At 69.5% G+C, this 16,607-nt stretch carries 16 protein-coding genes and 1 riboswitch; of the genes, 9 read left to right on the top strand and 7 right to left on the bottom strand.

The features are described 5' to 3' along the window. Nucleotides 1-139 precede the first annotated feature (139 nt). From FV226_RS00165 to FV226_RS00150, 4 genes are all read left to right on the top strand, one after another. Complete coding sequence (locus FV226_RS00165) at nucleotides 140-601, top strand: GatB/YqeY domain-containing protein (protein WP_147761318.1); 462 nt, start codon at nucleotides 140-142, stop codon at nucleotides 599-601. 115 nt (nucleotides 602-716) lie between these two features. After that, on the top strand, nucleotides 717-2,627 hold the full coding sequence (gene dnaG / locus FV226_RS00160) for a DNA primase (RefSeq protein WP_147761317.1): 1,911 nt from the start codon (nucleotides 717-719) through the stop codon (nucleotides 2,625-2,627). 195 nt (nucleotides 2,628-2,822) lie between these two features. Then, complete coding sequence (gene rpoD, locus FV226_RS00155; protein WP_147750129.1) at nucleotides 2,823-4,817, top strand: RNA polymerase sigma factor RpoD; 1,995 nt, start codon at nucleotides 2,823-2,825, stop codon at nucleotides 4,815-4,817. A gap of 103 nt (nucleotides 4,818-4,920) precedes the next feature. After that, nucleotides 4,921-6,180 carry an adenylate/guanylate cyclase domain-containing protein gene (locus FV226_RS00150; RefSeq protein ID WP_147761316.1) on the top strand — a complete coding sequence of 420 codons (1,260 nt, stop codon included), beginning with the start codon at nucleotides 4,921-4,923 and terminating at the stop codon, nucleotides 6,178-6,180. Between the two features lie 2 nt (nucleotides 6,181-6,182). Here FV226_RS00150 and FV226_RS00145 read toward each other — a convergent pair whose 3' ends face one another. Further along, a complete protein-coding gene (locus FV226_RS00145; protein WP_246685345.1) occupies nucleotides 6,183-6,686 on the bottom strand; it encodes a TIGR02281 family clan AA aspartic protease in 504 nt (167 codons plus the stop codon). A 213-nt stretch (nucleotides 6,687-6,899) separates the two neighbouring features. After that, nucleotides 6,900-7,028, top strand: a riboswitch (TPP riboswitch). A gap of 144 nt (nucleotides 7,029-7,172) precedes the next feature. On the opposite strand from FV226_RS00145, the gene thiO reads away from it, so the two are divergent. From thiO to FV226_RS00125, 4 genes are read left to right on the top strand one after another with little or no spacing between them, the layout of a single operon-like run. Further along, nucleotides 7,173-8,318: a glycine oxidase ThiO gene (gene thiO / locus FV226_RS00140; protein WP_348644080.1), complete on the top strand. Its 1,146-nt coding sequence runs from the start codon at nucleotides 7,173-7,175 to the stop codon at nucleotides 8,316-8,318. Then, a complete protein-coding gene (thiS, locus tag FV226_RS00135) occupies nucleotides 8,315-8,527 on the top strand; it encodes a sulfur carrier protein ThiS (protein ID WP_147750132.1) in 213 nt (70 codons plus the stop codon). Before thiO ends, thiS begins: the two co-directional genes overlap by 4 nt. A gap of 3 nt (nucleotides 8,528-8,530) precedes the next feature. After that, nucleotides 8,531-9,331 carry a thiazole synthase gene (locus FV226_RS00130; RefSeq protein ID WP_147761313.1) on the top strand — a complete coding sequence of 267 codons (801 nt, stop codon included), beginning with the start codon at nucleotides 8,531-8,533 and terminating at the stop codon, nucleotides 9,329-9,331. Beyond that, nucleotides 9,318-9,956 carry a thiamine phosphate synthase gene (locus FV226_RS00125; RefSeq protein ID WP_246691449.1) on the top strand — a complete coding sequence of 213 codons (639 nt, stop codon included), beginning with the start codon at nucleotides 9,318-9,320 and terminating at the stop codon, nucleotides 9,954-9,956. Before FV226_RS00130 ends, FV226_RS00125 begins: the two co-directional genes overlap by 14 nt. 228 nt (nucleotides 9,957-10,184) lie before the next feature. On the opposite strand, the gene FV226_RS00120 is transcribed toward FV226_RS00125, so the two are convergent. From FV226_RS00120 to map, 6 genes are all read right to left on the bottom strand, one after another. Beyond that, nucleotides 10,185-10,937 carry a peptidase gene (locus FV226_RS00120; RefSeq protein WP_147750134.1) on the bottom strand — a complete coding sequence of 251 codons (753 nt, stop codon included), beginning with the start codon at nucleotides 10,935-10,937 and terminating at the stop codon, nucleotides 10,185-10,187. Nucleotides 10,938-10,967: 30 nt separating this feature from the next. Further along, nucleotides 10,968-11,795 (bottom strand): transglutaminase family protein, encoded by an 828-nt coding sequence (locus tag FV226_RS00115; RefSeq protein ID WP_147761312.1) that lies wholly within the window; start codon nucleotides 11,793-11,795, stop codon nucleotides 10,968-10,970. Between the two features lie 207 nt (nucleotides 11,796-12,002). Beyond that, complete coding sequence (locus tag FV226_RS00110; protein WP_147750136.1) at nucleotides 12,003-12,947, bottom strand: alpha-E domain-containing protein; 945 nt, start codon at nucleotides 12,945-12,947, stop codon at nucleotides 12,003-12,005. Nucleotides 12,948-13,028: 81 nt separating this feature from the next. After that, entirely contained in the window at nucleotides 13,029-14,468 is a 1,440-nt protein-coding gene (locus FV226_RS00105) for a circularly permuted type 2 ATP-grasp protein (protein WP_147750137.1), read from the bottom strand. Between the two features lie 90 nt (nucleotides 14,469-14,558). Next, nucleotides 14,559-15,305, bottom strand: coding sequence for a DNA repair protein RadC (radC, locus tag FV226_RS00100; RefSeq protein ID WP_147761311.1), 747 nt, complete (start codon nucleotides 15,303-15,305; stop codon nucleotides 14,559-14,561). Nucleotides 15,306-15,309: 4 nt separating this feature from the next. Beyond that, nucleotides 15,310-16,128 (bottom strand): type I methionyl aminopeptidase, encoded by an 819-nt coding sequence (gene map, locus FV226_RS00095; protein WP_147761310.1) that lies wholly within the window; start codon nucleotides 16,126-16,128, stop codon nucleotides 15,310-15,312. Between the two features lie 219 nt (nucleotides 16,129-16,347). Between map and FV226_RS00090 the strand changes: the two genes are divergently transcribed. Continuing rightward, the gene (locus FV226_RS00090) at nucleotides 16,348-16,602 is read left to right on the top strand and encodes a zinc-finger domain-containing protein (RefSeq protein ID WP_147750140.1); all 255 of its coding nucleotides are present in this window, start codon (nucleotides 16,348-16,350) and stop codon (nucleotides 16,600-16,602) included. The last annotated feature ends 5 nt before the right edge of the window (nucleotides 16,603-16,607 follow it).

The following is a 16,607-nucleotide window of genomic DNA, read 5'->3' as shown; positions in this document are numbered from 1 at the left end:
CGAGCCCGCGGCGACGGGGTCAATGTGGTGCCGCATCGAACGCGGCTCAATCGCTGCAAACCGCAGGCCAGCCACCCGTTTCTGCACGACCTTCGCTTTCGCGCCACCTCCGTTCCGCACCACCTCAAGGACAAGCCCGATGCTTCGCGCCCGCCTCACCACCGAGATGAAGGAGGCCATGAAGGCCGGCGAGAAGGCCAAGCTCGCGACGATCCGGATGATCCAGGCGGCGCTCAAGGACAAGGACATCGAGGCGCGGGGGCTCGGCAAGGAGCCGGCGAGCGACGACGAGATCCTGGCGCTGCTGCAGAAGATGATCAAGCAGCGCAACGAATCGGCTGCGGTCTACGAGCAGGGCGGCCGTCCGGAGCTGGCCGAGAACGAGCGCGCCGAAATCGCGGTGATCGAGACCTACCTGCCCAAGCAGATGGACGAGGCCGAGACGCAGGCTGCGATCGATGCCGCCATCGCCGAGGCGGGCGCCGCCGGCCCGAAGGACATGGGTAAGGTCATCGCGATCTTGAAGGGCACCTATGCCGGCCGCATGGACTTCGCCAAGGCGAGCGGATTGGTGAAGGCGGCGCTGAACGCGAAGGCGTGACGCGACACCGCGGTTCTGCCCGCTATCCACCGTCGTCCCGGGGAAGGGACTCGGTGCGGGTGCCTGCGGTATACATCCCGGTCCGAACACCGGACACCGGACCCGCCGCATACCTGTGCGCTACCCGCCCCACATCCTCGAAGAGATCCGCAACCGGCTTCCCGCCTCCGACGTGGTCGGCCGGCGTGTGAAGCTGAAGAAGGCCGGGCGCGAGTGGCGCGGGCTGTCGCCGTTCAACGCCGAGAAGACACCGTCCTTCTACGTCAACGACCAGAAGCAGTTCTATCACTGCTTCTCTTCCGGCAAGCATGGCGACATCTTCAGCTTCTTGATCGAGACCGAGGGCCTGAGCTTCCCCGAGGCCGTCGAGCGGCTGGCCGGGGAGGCCGGCGTGTCGCTGCCGGCGCCCAGCGCCGACACCCGCGAGATGGAGACCAAGCGCCGCGGCGCGATCGAGGTGATGGAGTTGGCGACCGCCTGGTTCGAGGAGCGGCTGGCGTCCCCCGCCGGCGCGGCCGCCCGCGCCTACCTCGACCGGCGCGAACTCGGCCCCGAGATCCGCAGCCGTTTCCGCCTCGGCTACGCGCCGGCCGACCGCTACGGCCTGCGCGACCACCTCGCGGCCAAGGACGTCGACAAGGCGCTGATGGGCGAGCTCGGCCTGCTGGTGACGGGCGAGGACATCGCCGTGCCCTACGACCGCTTCCGCGACCGCATCATCTTCCCGATCGCGGACGTGCGCGGCCGGGTGATCGCCTTCGGCGGCCGCGCGATGCAAGCGGACGCGAAGGCCAAGTACCTGAACTCGCCCGAGACGCCGCTCTTCCACAAGGGGCAGGTGCTCTACAACCTGAACCAGGCGCGCAAGGCCGCCCACGATCGCGGTACGATCATCGCCGTCGAGGGCTACGTCGACGTGATCGCGATGACGTTGGCGGGGCACGCAAACACCGTTGCGCCGCTCGGCACCGCGCTCACGGAAGAGCAGCTCGGCCTGCTGTGGCGGCACGCCGACGAGCCGGTCCTGTGCTTCGACGGCGACGGCGCCGGGCAGCGTGCCGCGTTCCGCGCGCTCGACGTCGCACTGCCGATGCTGGAGCCGGGCCGGTCGCTGCGCTTCGCGACGCTGCCGGAGGGCCAGGACCCCGACGACCTGCTGCGCTCTGGCGGCGCGGCGGCGATCGACAAGGTGGTCGAGGCGGCCAAGCCCCTGGTCGAGGTGCTGTGGAGCCGCGCCGTCGAGACCGGCTCGACTGACACCCCGGAGCGCCGCGCCGGCCTCGCCAAGACCCTGCGCGGACTGATCTCCGGCATCCGCGACGAGACGGTGCGGAGCTATTATCGCGACGAGATCGAGGAGCGCCTGCGCGGTCTCTCGCCCCGCAGCGCGCCTCAGCAGCGCGGCGCCTACCAGCCGGGCGGACGGCAGAATACTTACCTAAGGAAGCCTCGCCCCGGCGATCCACCGCCGTCGCCGCGGCTCACCGCCGGGCCGAGCGCCGGGCTTGCCCGCTCCAACGGGTTTTCCGGCAGCGGCAGCTCCCGCGAGGCGATGATCGTGGCGAGCCTCCTCGTCCACCCCGAGCTGCTCGGTCTCGAAGCGGAGGACCTCGCCGCCCTCGATCTCGAGGATCCGGATGCGGTGGCCCTGCGCTCGCTGCTCCTGGACCGCGCGGCCGACGCCGCCGACCCGGACGTGGCGGTGGTGGAGAACCGCCTGGCCCGGGCGGGGCTCGAGGCGGCGAGCGCGCGGCTCGCCGCGCGGGTGCGCCCCGGCGACCGTTGGGCGCTCGATCCGCATGCCGACCTGGTCAAGCTGGAAGACGCATTGCGTCAGGCCGTGATCTTGCACCGCAAGGCCGGCGCGCTAAATAGCGAACTCCGACAGGCGGAACGTGCGCTCGTCGAAGAAGAAACAGAGGCGAACTTCGCTTGGCTGTGCGACGTCAAGGAGCGCTTGGCGGTGATCGCGGGAGCGGAGACCGAGGCGGACCTGCAGGACACGAACGACTCGACTGTGTCGTAGGGCCTGTGCGATGGCGGAATACGAAGCGCCTTCGCGGCATGGTTAACAATCGGTCAAGCGTCTCGCTTGCATACCGAGTCCGAGCTACGACGCGGTCGAAGTGATTCGTCCGGGTTCCACACGCATTGCGGCGCCGACGGCGCGGCGTGGCCGAGAGGCCCCCGCATCGTGCCGCGCCGAAACAATAGGCTGATCATGGCGACGAAGGCAACGGAACGGGACGAGACGGACACCGCTCCGGCAGAGCAGACCGATGGGCCGCTCCTCGACCTGACGGATGCTTCGGTCAAGCGGATGGTGAAGCTCGCCAAGAAGCGCGGGTACATCACCTACGAGGAGGTCAACGAGGTCCTGCCCGAGGGGCAGTCCGACCCCGACCAGCTCGAGGACGTGCTGTCCCAGCTCTCCGAGATGGGCATCAACGTCGTCGAGGCCGAGGAGACCGACGAGGCCGCCGCCGACAAGCCCGCCAACGGCGAGGCGTCGGAGGACGAGGAGGGCGCCGAGGGTACGGAGGTGGCCGAGGTCGCCCCGACGCGCGCCGTCGCGGTCGTCACCGCCACCAAGGAGCCGACCGACCGCACCGACGACCCGGTGCGCATGTACCTGCGCGAGATGGGCTCGGTCGAGCTGCTGTCGCGCGAGGGCGAGATCGCCATCGCGAAGCGGATCGAGGCCGGCCGCGAGGCGATGATCGCCGGCCTGTGCGAGAGCCCGCTGACCTTCCAGGCGATCATCATCTGGCGCGACGAACTCGTCGACGGCAAGGTGCTGCTGCGCGACATCATCGACCTCGAAGCCACCTATGCCGGCCCCGACGGCAAGAACCCGCAGATCGCCGAGGGCGCGACCGAGGGAGAGGAAGCCGAGGCCGAGACGCCGGCGCCCGAGGGCGGCGACGACGACGACGACATGGAGAACAACGTCTCGCTCGCGGCGATGGAAGCCGAGATCAAGCCGCGCGTGCTCGAGACGTTCGACGCGATCGCCAACAACTACCGCAAGCTGCGCAAGCTCCAGAACGAGGAGACCGCGCGCAAGGCCGGCAACGAGAAGACGACGCCCGCCCAGGAGAAGAAGCAGGCCGAGTTCAAGGACACCGTCGTCGCCGACGTGAAGTCGCTGTCCCTGAACAACAACCGCATCGAGGCCCTGGTCGAGCAGCTCTACGACATCAACAAGCGCCTTATCTCGCATGAGGGCCGCCTGATGCGCTACGCCGAGAGCCACGGCGTCGCCCGCGACGAGTTCCTGCGCCACTACCAGGGCTGGGAGCTCGACCCGAACTGGATGACCCGCGTCGGGACGCTCGGCGGCAAGGGCTGGAAGAACCTCGTCGAGAAGGGTTCGAAGCAGGTCTCGGACCTGCGCGAGCAGATCCTGACGCTCGCCTCCGAGACGGGCCTGGAGATCGGCGAGTACCGCAAGATCGTCAACATGGTCCAGAAGGGCGAGCGCGAAGCCCGCCAGGCCAAGAAGGAGATGATCGAGGCCAACCTCCGCCTCGTGATCTCGATCGCCAAGAAGTACACCAACCGCGGCCTGCAGTTCCTGGACCTGATCCAGGAGGGCAACATCGGCCTGATGAAGGCCGTCGACAAGTTCGAGTACCGCCGCGGCTACAAGTTCTCGACCTACGCCACCTGGTGGATCCGCCAGGCGATCACCCGCAGCATCGCGGATCAAGCGAGAACCATCCGCATCCCGGTGCACATGATCGAGACGATCAACAAGATCGTCCGCACCTCGCGCCAGATGCTGCACGAGATCGGCCGCGAGCCGACCCCGGAGGAGCTGGCCGAGAAGCTGGCCATGCCGCTGGAGAAGGTGCGCAAGGTCCTTAAGATCGCCAAGGAGCCGATCTCGCTCGAGACGCCGATCGGCGACGAGGAGGATTCGCACCTCGGCGACTTCATCGAGGACAAGAACGTCGTCCTGCCGATCGACGCCGCGATCCAGTCGAACCTGCGCGAGACTACGACGCGCGTACTCGCCTCGCTCACGCCGCGCGAGGAGCGCGTGCTGCGCATGCGCTTCGGCATCGGCATGAACACCGACCACACCCTCGAAGAGGTCGGCCAGCAGTTCTCGGTGACCCGCGAGCGCATCCGCCAGATCGAGGCGAAGGCCCTGCGCAAGCTGAAGCACCCGAGCCGGAGCCGGAAGCTGCGGAGCTTCCTGGACAACTGAGCGGCCGATCCGCCATGACGTGTTGCGCCGACTCGTGTCGGCGGACCACGTCGTCGGCGGCCCGAAGCCTTGCTTTGGCGGTCCGCGAACCCACCTTGGCCGTATGCTTGAGCGTCGCCAGCATCCACCCGTGCCGCCGACCGCCGCAGCCGACGGCTCGGAGGCGGACGACGTGCCGTTCGGCGCGCTGCAGGAATGCGTCGCGATCCGCGACTGGTTGCTGAGCGAAGGAGCGCGCCTGCCCGAGCCCGACGACCTGATCGCTGGCTTCGCCGAGCGCCTGAACCAGGTCGGCGTGCCCGTCGATCGGACCTCGACGGCGATCGACACGCTGCATTCCGAGTATTCCGGCATCGGGCGCATCTGGACGCGCGAGGCCGGCACCACGGTGCGGTTGTTTCCGCACGGCGAGGCTTCCGAGCGCGCCTACGCGGCGAGCCCGTTCCGGAGGGTGCACGAGGACGCCGCATGGCTGATCCTCGATCTCGCCGACACGCCGGACGACGCCTACTCGGTGATCCCCGACCTGAAGGCCGCCGGCTACACCCACTACATCGTCGTGCCGCTGTTCTTCACCAACGGCACCCATAACGGCATCACCTTCGCGACCCGCGACCCGGACGGGTTCCGCGACGAGGACGTCGCGATCCTGCGCTTCGTCATGCCGGCGCTCGCCGCGGTGATGGAGATGCGCCTCGTCACCAAGCAGCTCGACACGGTGCTGCGCATCTACGTCGGCGACGAGCCGCACCGGGCGATCCTGTCGGGGGACATCCGTCGCGGCCAGGTGAAGCGCATCCGCTCGGCGATCCTGTTCGCCGACATGCGCGACTACACCCGCATCTCGGCGGACATGACGCCGGAAGAGGCGGTGGACCTGCTCAACATCTTCTTCGACTGCCTGGTCCCGCCGATCGAACGCGAGGGCGGCGAGGTGCTGAAGTACCTTGGCGACGGCCTGCTCGCGATCTTCCGCGAGCCGGGCGACGACCTCGGCGGCGCCGCCAAGGGTGCGCTGACGGCGGCGCAGGGCGCACTCCAAGCGCTGGAGGAGGCCAACACCCTTCACCAGTTCGCGGTGCCGATGATGGCCGGCATCGCGCTCCACCACGGCGAGGCCGCCTACGGCAACGTCGGCTCGGGCACGCGGCTCGATTTCACCGTCATCGGCCGCGACGTGAACATGGCGAGCCGCATCGCCCGGCTCAACAAGACGCTGGGCGAGCCGCTGCTGATGTCGAAGCCCTTCGTCGACTTCCTGTGGGGCGATCCGGTGCCGCTCGGCGAGCATGTCCTCGACGGCTTTTCCGAGCCGATGATGGTCTACCGGCCGCGTCCGAAGCCGCATCGCCGCCAGGGCTGATCTCAGCCCCGCAGCGTCAGCGTGCCGCCGGCGATGCTGAAGTCGCGCACCCGCTTGAGGAACGACATCCCAAGCAGGTTCGTGCCGAGGCCGCCGCCGGGCACGACCACCGCTTCGACGTCGCGCACGGTGACCGGCCCGATCCGGATCATGCCGATGCGCACCGGGGCGACCCGCACAACGCCGTTGGCCGTCATCACCGATTGGGTGAAGTCGCGCGGCGTGAGGACGAGGCCGAGACGCGCGGCCGCCTCCTCGGTGAAGCTGCACGCGGTGGCGCCGGTGTCGACCATCATCCGCAGCGAGCGGCCGTCCACCAGGGCGTCGGCGAGGAAGTGGCCGCTGCGGTCCGCATTGAGGGCGATCGCACTCGGTGCCGAGGAGGATGGCGGCGCCGCGGGCGCCGGTCGCGCGTCGGCCTTGCGGTGAGTCAGGCGGTCGCCGACCCCGCCGAGCACGCCTGCGGCGAGGCCGGCCCCTACGCAGAGCAACAGGATCGTCCGCAACGCCAACCTCCGCGCCCCGAGGGGGACCGGCGGAGACCACCACGGAACCGGTGAACGATACGTGGCGCCTCGCGCGTACCCGGCGGAAACCCGCCGCCTTTCGTGCCGACAGGGTTTCCGAACCGTCTCGGCATCACGACGACAGACGGCGACCAACCTGCGCGCTCGCCCTTTTGACGGGGTTGACCGGGCCGGCCAGTGGGACCACATCTGCGGTGTTCCAGGGAGATCCCCGGCAAGGGGCTGAGAAACCGCTGGCAGGTTCGCAAGGGCTCGCGGCGCGGAAATCCTTCGAACCTGATCCGGTTCACACCGGCGTAGGGATTGGACCGTGGGCGTCATCCTCGTGGACGGATCGCACCAGCTTCTCGAAGGAAGCGTCAGGCCCGGTCTCTGCGACACCACGCGGAGGATCTTTTGGGTCGTCACCCAGCATCACCGATCGGGGTTCGCCGGACGAACGGCGGCACGAACCCGTCCGTCACGTTGCCCGTCCGCGCCGACGTCGCCATCGTCGGCGGCGGCCTGATCGGGCTGTCGATCGCCTGGCGCATCGCGCAGTCCGGTCGGTCCGTCGCGGTCGTCGAGCGCGAGACCATCGGGTCCGGCGCGAGCCTCGCCGCCACCGGCATGCTGGCGCCCGCGGCCGAGCACGAGCCCGGCTCGGACCCGCTGCTCCCGCTCGCCCTCGATTCGCTGCGGCGCTGGCCCCGGTTCCGCGACGAGCTCCAAGCGGCCGCCGGCCACGACATCGATTACCGCGAGGACGGGACGCTGGTATTGGCCATCGGCCGCGACGAGGTCGAGCGCCTGCGCTTCCGCTACGACCTGCAGCGCCGCTCGGGCGTCGCCGCCGAATGGGTCGCGGGCACCGAGGTCCGCCGCCGCGAGCCGGCCCTGCGCCCCTCGGTCACCGCCGGCGTGTTCTGCCCGCTCGACCACCAGGTCGATCCCAGCCGGGTGATGGCGGCGCTCGTGCAGGCCTGCCGTGGCGCCAGCGTGGCGCTCGTCGAGAACAGCCCGGTCGTCGCCCTCGAACGGACATCCGGGCGCGTCACCGGCCTCCGCACCGCCAATGGCGTTCTGCAGGCCGACACCGTGATCCTGGCGGCCGGCGCCTGGAGCGGGGAGGGCGGCCTGCTGCCCCAAAACCTCGCCCTGCCGGTCCGCCCGCTCAAGGGCCAATCGTTGGCGCTGAAGACGACCGCGCGCACCGGCACGCTGTCGCACATGGTGTGGACCGAGCAGGTCCACATGGCACCGAAGGGCGACGGCCGCATCGTCGTCGGCGCGACGGTGGAGGATTGCGGCTTCCGCCCCGGCGTCACCGCCGGCGGGCTCTACGCTCTTCTGGAGGGCGCGCGGCGCGTGCTGCCCGGCATCGAGGAGATGGAGGTCGAGGCGGTGTGGAGCGGGTTCCGCCCGACCTCGGACGACGACGCGCCGATCCTGGGCGAGATCGCCCCCGGGCTGGTCGTCGCCACCGGCCATCATCGCAACGGCTACCTGCTCGCCCCGGTGACCGCCGACGCGATCGCTGCCCTCGTCACCACGGGCGCGATGCCGGCGGTGGCCCGGGATTTCTCCCTCGCGCGGTTTACCGCAAGCCAGGACGTGAGGGCTTCGGCATGAGGCTGACGGTGAACGGGCAAGCCCGCGAGATCGAGGCCGCCGACCTCGCCGCGTTGTTCGCGCACGCGGCGGAGGAGACCGGCAGCCCCGATCCGCAGGGGGTCGCCATCGCGGTCAACGGCCGCGTCGTCCGCCGTCGCGATTGGGAGCGTACCCCTATCGCGGACGGCGACCGCATCGAGATCGTACGCGCCATGCAGGGAGGCTAGAGGATGCTCGAGACGCTCACACCCCTCCGTCCGGAGGCCGACGACCCCTTCGTCGTCGCCGGCGTCACGCTGAGTTCGCGCCTGTTCATCGGCACGGCCGGCTATCCGACGCAGGTGATCATGCGCGATGCGGTCGCGGCCTCGGGGGCCGAAGTCGCCACCGCCTCGATCCGCCGGGTTTCGCTCCAGGGCCACGGCTCGGACACGGTCAAGATCCTGAAGGGGCGTCGCTTCCTGCCCAACACCGCCGGCTGCGAGACCGCGCGCGACGCGATCATGACCGCGGAGCTGGCGCGCGAGGCCCTCGACACGAACTGGATCAAGGTCGAGGTCATCGGCGACCGCGAGACGCTGTACCCGGACGTGACCGAGCTGATCGAGGCCTGCCGCCACCTCGTCGACGACGGCTTCGTCGTGCTGCCATACTGCAACGACGACCCGATCGTCTGCCAACGGCTCGCCGACCTCGGCTGCGCCGCAGTGATGCCGATGGGCTCGCTCATCGGGTCGGGCATGGGCATCGCCAACCCGGCCAACCTGGAGCTGATCTGCCGCCGCATGAGCGTGCCGGTGATCGTCGATGCCGGCATCGGCACGGCCTCCGACGCGGTGATCGCGATGGAGCTTGGGGCCGACGCCTGCCTGATCAACACCGCCGTCGCCAAGGCCGACGACCCCGTCCGCATGGCCTACGCCATGCGCGGCGCGGTCCAAGCGGGACGCGACGCGTATCTTGCCGGCCGCATTCCCCGACGCGGCCGGGCCGAGCCGTCGAGCCCGCAGCTCGGCCTTGTCGGCTCGTAGCCTGCCGTCGCCCCTGTTGGCGGTCACCGACCGGCACGGGCCGCGCCCCCTGGTGGAGGCCGTCGCCGCCGTGCTCCACGGCGGCGGTCGCTGGGTCTGGTTACGCGACAAGGACTTGCCGCCATCCGAGCGGCGGGAGCTGGCGGCGCGGATCGCCGAACGCGTCGGCCAGGCCGGCGGCTTGCTCACCGTCGGCGGCGACGCCGACCTCGCGGCCGACCTCGGCGCCGGACTCCATCTCGGCGGCGGGACGGATCGATCCGCCATCGCCGCGGCCCGGCAACGGGTCGGCGCAGCCCTCGTCGGCATCTCGGCCCACACGCTCCGAGACGTCGCGGAGGCGGCCGAGGGCGGCGCGGACTACGTGACGCTGAGCCCGATCTTCCCCACCGCGAGCAAGCCCGGCTACGGCCCCGCCCTCGGGATCGGGGCCATCGCCGAAGCTGTGCGGATCGGAATTCCGGTGATCGCGCTCGGAGGGATCGATATCATCACCGCCGCCGAATGCCGTCGGCACGGCGCGGCGGGTATGGCCGTGATGGGCGGCCTGATGCGCGCCGCCGACCCAGCGGCTGAAACGCGCGCGCTTTTGAGCGCCTGGGCAACCCGCTCGGACGAGCGCTGAGGCAGGATCAAAGGATCGCAGGATCCTGGCTGCCCGCTCGGCGTTTCGCCGAAAACCGCTCTCGATCGGTTTCGCCCACCCACCCCCTCATCCTGAGGTGCGGCATCAGCCGCCTCGAAGGAGCCATCCAGCTCGCGCGCGATACCTGGAGGCCTCCTTCGAGGCCTCCGCTTCGCTGCAGCACCTCAGGATGAGGTCGCTGATTGGGAGCGAATAGATTCGGCAAACCTACTTCGTCGGCGCAGGCCCGTAGGGCGGGCGCGGGATCGCGCGGTGGGCGGCGCGCAAAGCTGCCGACCAGCGTTCGCGCAGGTCGTGGAAGTAGCCCTCGCCGGCTTCGATCCGGTGGTTGACCTCGAGGTCGAGGGCGTTGCGGCGGGCGAGGGCAATGTCGATCGGAAGGCCGACGCCGAGGTTCGAGCGCATCGTCGAATCCATCGAGACGAGGCCGACCTTGAGCGCGTCGTAGAGCTCGGTCTCGAACTTCACGGCGCGGTCGAGGATCGGCTTGCCGTACTTGTGCTCGCCGATCTGCAGGAAGGGCGCGTCGGTGCTGCACTCGATGAAGTTGCCGGCCGAGTAGATCAGGAACAGCCGCATCGGCTCGCTGCCGATCTGGCCTCCGAACAGCAGCGACACGGAGAACCGAAGCCCCGCCGCCTCGAATCCGGTCTTCTCGATCGCGCGGACGCGGCGGATGGCACGGCCGACGAGCTGGGCCGCCTCGAACATCGTGGTCGTCTCGACGAGCTTCAGCTTCGGCTCGCCGTCGTCGCCGGTCACGCCCTCGGAGAGCAGGCTCAGCACCGATTGCGTCACCGAGAGGTTGCCGGCCGAGGCCAGCATCATCACCCGCTCGCCCGGCACGTTGAAGTGGTGGAGCTTGCGATAGGTCGAGATGTCGTCGAGCCCCGCATTGGTGCGGGTGTCGGCGATCATCACCAGGCCGTCCTCGACAAGGACGCCGACGCAGTAAGTCATGGGATCAGGCTTTTCGAAGAGGTGCGCGCGTCAGGATTGCGGTGCCGCCTGGGCTTGCTCCACCCGGAGCTTCACGTCCAGCGTTTCGGTGCCGCCGCCGGTGCGGCTGCCGCGGATCGGGGCGGCGCCGAGGTAGTCAAGGCCGGAGGCGACGCGGATGTAGGCCTCCGTCGTCGCGTCGCCGGTGGTCGGGTCGAAGCCGACCCAGCCGAGATCGGGCACCAGCGCTTCGGCCCAGCCGTGCGGCGTCTGCTGCTCGGCGTCGCTTCCCTCCGGACGGTGGTATCCGGAGACGTAGCGGGCGGGAATCGCCCGGTGCCGGGCGGCGGCGATGAAGACGTGGGCGAAATCCTGGCACACGCCGGCCTCCGCCGCGAAGGCCTTCGGCGCGGGCACGGCGGCGCTGGCAGGGCCCGGCGTGTAGCTCATGTGCGCGTGCACCGCGGCCATCAGGCGGTGCAGGAAGGGGAGCGCGGCCGGATCGCCGGCGGTGGCGACCGCGTCGGACAGCGCCTGGATCTCCGGGCTCGGCAGGACGAGGTCGGTGTCGCGCAGGTAGAACGTCTCGGGCAGCCGCTCGACGGCGCCGCGGACGATGCCGTGGGTCTCGTGGGTGTCGACCTCGCCGGTCACCCGGATCACCAGGGCGTCGGAGGCCTGATCCGGCGTGAACCAGTGCACGACGTTGCCGTAGCCGTCCTCTCGCTCGGTGAGCCGGCCGTCGACCGACGGCTCGATACGCCAGCGGCGGACGTACTGGCCGTCGTGGTCGCGCGGCGTCATGCGCAGGACCTGGATCAGCCCGCGTGCCGGTTGCTCGTAGCTGTAGATGGTCTCGTGGACCACGCGGATGCGCATGCGTCGATTCTGCCCGTCTTGCCTCTGCCGGCGTGATTCGTGCCGGCTTTGCCTTCGCCGTCCCGCCTCCGCCCATCTCGGCGGTGCCGACGGTCGGAGCCTCGCGCGGCCCCGGTGCCACGTTCTACACGACGTTCCGCGGTCGGGTGCAACCGAGCCCGCGTCCTTGGAAGCCGAATCGCCACGTCTTCCGCGGACCTCGGCGCTTCAGCCGAGATACTGGTCCGCGATCGCGGCGCCGACCTTGTTGTTCTCGCCGATGAACGCGATCACGAACTCATGCAGCCCCGAGGCGAAGACCCGGTCGATCTCCTCGCTTTCCAGGCGCGCGAGCAGGTTGCTCGCGAGGCGCTGGCTCGCGCCGCGGCGCCCGTAGGCGTCGGCGATCAGGTCGAGATGCTCGACGAGCACGCCGTAGCAGTTGGCGAAGGAGCGCGGCATCTGCCGGTTGAGGATCAGCAGGTCGGCCACCAGCAGCGGCTTGACGCTCTCGCGATACACCCAGTGATAGGCGTTGAAGGCGGAGACTTCGCGCAGGATCGTGGTCCACTGGAAGTAGTCGAGGCTGCCGCCGACGGTCTCGGATGCCGGCAGGAGGATCTTGTACTTCACGTCGAGGATGCGGGCGGTGTTGTCGGCCCGCTCGATCGCGGTGCCGAGCCGCGTGAACCAGTAGGTGTCGTTGCGCAGCATCGTCCGGTAGGCCGAGCCGTCGAAGGTCAGCGAGATGCCCTTCACCCAGTCGAGGAAGCGCGAGAACGCGTCGCGGTCGAGGTCCTTCTTCTCGTAGGACCGCAATTCGAGCCACGCCCCGTTGATGGTGTCCCACATCTCCGTGGTGAGCGCGGTGCGGACGCTCCGGGCGTTCTCGCGCGCACTCTCGATGCAGGAGCGGATCGAGGACGGGTTGTGCGGGCTGAAGGCGAGGAAGTCGCACACGGTGGCGGCGTTCACGCCGTCGTAATGCGGCTTGAAAACCTCCGGGTCGCCGGCAGAGGCCAGCGCCGAGGCCCATTCGTTGGTCTCGCCCCCGCCGTAGCTCGTCGGCAGCGAGGCCAGCCGATGCGCGGCGTCGAGGATGCGGGCGACGAATTCCGCCCGTTCGACGTAGCGCGAGAGCCAGTAGAGGTTGTCGGCAGTCCTGGAGAGCATGGCTGTTTCGCTGGGTCTCTTCGGCTCGGCCCGGAGGCGTGCGCCGCTCCGCGGTTCTCGGTGAGGGCAGGCGTCAGGCCGTCACGCGTCCAGGACCCAGGTGTCCTTCGTACCGCCGCCCTGGCTCGAATTCACTACCAAAGATCCCTCCTTCAACGCCACGCGGGTGAGCCCGCCCGGCACGATGCGGATTTCGTCGGCGCCGCACAGCACGAAGGGGCGCAGGTCGACGTGGCGCGGGGCCACGCCCGAGGCGACGAAGGTCGGGCAGGTGGAGAGCGAGAGCGTCGGCTGGGCGATGAAGCCGTCCGGCGCGTGGCGCAGGCGCTTGGCGAACTCCTCGATCTCGCGCTTGGTCGCGTGCGGCCCGACGAGCATGCCGTAGCCACCCGACCCGTTGACCTCCTTCACGACGAGCTCTGACAGGTTGTCCATCACGTAGGAGAAGGCCTCCTTCTCGCGGCAGCGATAGGTCGGCACGTTGTGCAGGATGGGCTCTTCGCCGGTGAAGAACTTCACGATCTCCGGCATGTAGCTGTAGACCGCCTTGTCGTCGGCGATGCCGGTGCCCACCGCGTTGGCCAGCGTGACGCTGCCGCGCTCGTAGGCGTTCATCAGGCCCGGCACGCCGAGCATCGAATCGGGGCGGAACACCAACGGGTCGAGGAAGTCGTCGTCGAGGCGGCGGTAGATCACGTCGACCCGGCGCGGCCCCTCGGTGGTCCGCATGTAGACCACGTCGTCCTTGGTGAAGAGGTCGCCCGCCTCCACCAGCTCGACGCCGAGCTTGTCGGCGAGGAACGAGTGCTCGTAGAATGCCGAGTTGTAGCGGCCGGGCGTCAGCAGCACGACGGTGGGGTCGCGGGTCGCCGTCACCGGCGCGAGGCTGCGCAGCGTCGCGAGCAGGGCGTCCGGATAGTTCTCCACCGGCGCGACGCGGTGGCGGGAGAACAGGTCCGGGAACAGCCGCAGCATCACCTCGCGGTTCTCGAGCATGTACGACACGCCGGAGGGGATGCGGGCGTTGTCCTCCAGCACGAAGAAGTCGTTCTCGCCGGTCCGGACGATGTCGATGCCGGCGATGTGCACGTAGAGGTCGTGCGGCACCCGGAACGAGCGCATCTCCATCCGGTAGTGGGCGTTCTTGTAGACGAGGTCGGCCGGGATGATGCCGGCCTTGATGCATTCCTGGGCGCCGTAGATGTCCTTCAGGAACATGTTGATCGCGGTGACGCGCTGCTTCAGCCCGCGCTCGAGGAAGCCCCATTCCGGCTTGGTGATCACCCGCGGGATGATGTCGAACGGGATCAGCCGCTCGGTCGATTCGTTGTCGCCGTAGACCGCGAAGGTGATGCCGATACGCCGGAACAGTAGCTCGGCCTGGCTGCGGCGGGTGTTGAAGTGATCGACAGGCGTCGCGTCGAGCCACGCCTTGAGCTGGCCGTAGGCCTCGCGGACGTCGGCTTGGCTCGTCGCGCTGCCTGCGAAGGCGGTCATCTCGTCGAAGGCTACGCCCGCCATACAGTCTCTCCCCGATACGGCACGCTAGAGGCAAGAGGCGCGCCACGCAAAGGGATTACGAGCTTGTCCGAGGCTCGTTCCAAACACGTCTCAGATCAGGCGCAGGCCCTTTAAGCTGGCATGACCCGATCGGCCGAGGATGACGTGGTCGTGCACCACGATCTTCAGCGGGCTCAACACGGCGACGACCTCGCGAGTCATCGCCACGTCGGCGGCCGAGGGCGCCGGATCGCCCGACGGGTGGTTGTGCGCCAGGATGATCGCGGTCGCCGACAGTTCGAGCGACCGCCGCGCCACCTCCCGCGGGTAGACCGGCGTGTGGTCGACCGTGCCGCGCCCCTGGATCTCGTCGGCGATGAGGTGGTTGCGCTTGTCGAGGAACAGCACCCGGAACTCCTCGCGGGTGGCGAAGGCCATGGTGGCGCGCAGGTACTCGATCAGTTCGGCCCAGGAGGAGAGCAGCGCGCGCTGTGCGATGGCGCCCCGCGCCAGCCGCCGCCCGGCCGCCTCCATCAGCTTGAGGTCGGCGACGACCCCGGCGCTGACGCCCTCGACCTCGGCGAGGCGCGCCGGCTCGGCGCTCAGCACCTCCGCGAAGCTGCCGAAGCGGCGGATCAGCGCCTTGGCCAGCGGCTTCACGTCCCGGCGCGGGATGGCGCGGAACAGGGCGAGCTCGAGCAGCTCGTAGTCGGGCAGCGCGTCGGCGCCGTGCTTGGTGAAGCGCTCGCGCAGGCGGTCGCGATGGCCGAGATAGTGCGGCGGCGCCTCCGGCTTCGGGGCGACGGCCGGCCGTTCGGCGAAGAGCCCGTGCTCGGCCTCGTCGCCGGGGCCCGGCACGGCCTCAGGCTCCCGGGTTGGCGGGCTGGTTCAGCCCCTTCGGCGACACCGTGAAGATCTCCACGCCGGTCTCGGTCACCGCCACCGTGTGCTCGAACTGGGCCGAGAGCGAGCGGTCGCGGGTCACCGCGGTCCAGCCGTCGGAGAGCACCTTCACCGCCGGGCGGCCGAGGTTGATCATCGGCTCGATCGTGAAGAACTGGCCCGGCCTCAGCGGCACGTCGTAGCTCGCCTCGACGTAATGCAAGATGGTCGGCGCGTCGTGGTAGCTCCGGCCGAGGCCATGGCCGCAGAAGTCGCGCACCACCGAGCAGCGCTCGCCCTCGGCGTAGGTCTGGATCGCGCGGCCGATGTCGTTGGTCGAGCCGCCGGGCTTCACCGCGGCGACGCCGCGCATCAGCGCCTCGTAGGTGATCTCACAAAGGCGGGCGGCCTTGCGCGGCACCTCGCCGACGAAGGCCATCCGGCTCGAATCGCCGTGCCACCCGTCGAGGATCAGGCACATGTCGAGGTTGACGATGTCGCCCTCGCGCAAAGGCTTGTCGTTGGGGATGCCGTGGCAGACCACGTGGTTGATCGAGGTGCAGATCGATTTCGGGTAGCCGCGATAGAGCAGCGAGGCCGGGTAGGCGCCGTGATCCATGGCGAACTCGTAGGCGAGCTTATCGAGCGCCTCGGTGGTCACGCCGGGCTGGGTCGCCTCCATCAGCACGTCGAGGCCTTCCGCCGTCAGGCGTCCGGCGCGGCGCATGCCTTCGAAGCCCTCCGGCCCGTGGATCGGTGCTTGGGGCACCCGCCGCGTCGCTTGGTCTTGCTGGGTCATCGAGGGGCTTGTCCGCGCCGGGCCGGTCTTCGACAGCTTATGTACGGCGTGGCCGCCGCAGCGCCAAGTCACGGAACTCTACGCCGGGCGACCGACCCGGCGCCGCGTGACCTGAGGGCGCCTGCGTTCGCTCCGAGGCTTGCGCCGGACGGAGGCACGGCGGCATAAGCGGGGCTCGGGCGACCCGGTGCGACGGGTCCAAAGGCACAGGACGGCGCGATGGCTGACAGGGCGGTACCGCACTTCCACAACGAGCTCGGCGTCGCGGTCATCCATGTCGGCTCGCGCGAGTTCATGTGCATCGGCGCGCTGCCGCCGTTCGACCACCCGCACGTGTTCCTCGACATGGGTGCCGACAACGAGATCATCTGCCAGTACTGCTCGACGCTCTATCGCCACCGCGCCGACCTGAAGGCCGGCCACGCCGACCCGGCGGCGAGCGTCTGGCACGACCAGAAGGCGGCGGCCGAATAGGGCCA

It is taken from the genome of Methylobacterium sp. WL12 (genome assembly GCF_008039475.1).
Taxonomy (GTDB): Bacteria; Pseudomonadota; Alphaproteobacteria; order Rhizobiales; family Beijerinckiaceae; genus Methylobacterium; species Methylobacterium cerastii.
This window is presented reverse-complemented; position numbering and strand designations above follow the sequence as displayed.

Excerpts from the sequence above, each read along its gene's own strand:
- FV226_RS00110 (WP_147750136.1), bottom strand. The coding sequence starts at position 12,947 with ATGCTCTCCAGGACTGCCGACAACCTCTACTGGCTCTCGCGCTACGTC.
- map (WP_147761310.1), bottom strand. The coding sequence starts at position 16,128 with ATGACCCAGCAAGACCAAGCGACGCGGCGGGTGCCCCAAGCACCGATC.
- FV226_RS00115 (WP_147761312.1), bottom strand. The coding sequence starts at position 11,795 with ATGCGCATCCGCGTGGTCCACGAGACCATCTACAGCTACGAGCAACCG.
- FV226_RS00120 (WP_147750134.1), bottom strand. The coding sequence starts at position 10,937 with ATGACTTACTGCGTCGGCGTCCTTGTCGAGGACGGCCTGGTGATGATC.
- FV226_RS00105 (WP_147750137.1), bottom strand. The coding sequence starts at position 14,468 with ATGGCGGGCGTAGCCTTCGACGAGATGACCGCCTTCGCAGGCAGCGCG.
- FV226_RS00165 (WP_147761318.1), top strand. The coding sequence starts at position 140 with ATGCTTCGCGCCCGCCTCACCACCGAGATGAAGGAGGCCATGAAGGCC.
- rpoD (WP_147750129.1), top strand. The coding sequence starts at position 2,823 with ATGGCGACGAAGGCAACGGAACGGGACGAGACGGACACCGCTCCGGCA.
- FV226_RS00130 (WP_147761313.1), top strand. The coding sequence starts at position 8,531 with ATGCTCGAGACGCTCACACCCCTCCGTCCGGAGGCCGACGACCCCTTC.
- FV226_RS00150 (WP_147761316.1), top strand. The coding sequence starts at position 4,921 with ATGCTTGAGCGTCGCCAGCATCCACCCGTGCCGCCGACCGCCGCAGCC.
- thiS (WP_147750132.1), top strand. The coding sequence starts at position 8,315 with ATGAGGCTGACGGTGAACGGGCAAGCCCGCGAGATCGAGGCCGCCGAC.
- FV226_RS00090 (WP_147750140.1), top strand. The coding sequence starts at position 16,348 with ATGGCTGACAGGGCGGTACCGCACTTCCACAACGAGCTCGGCGTCGCG.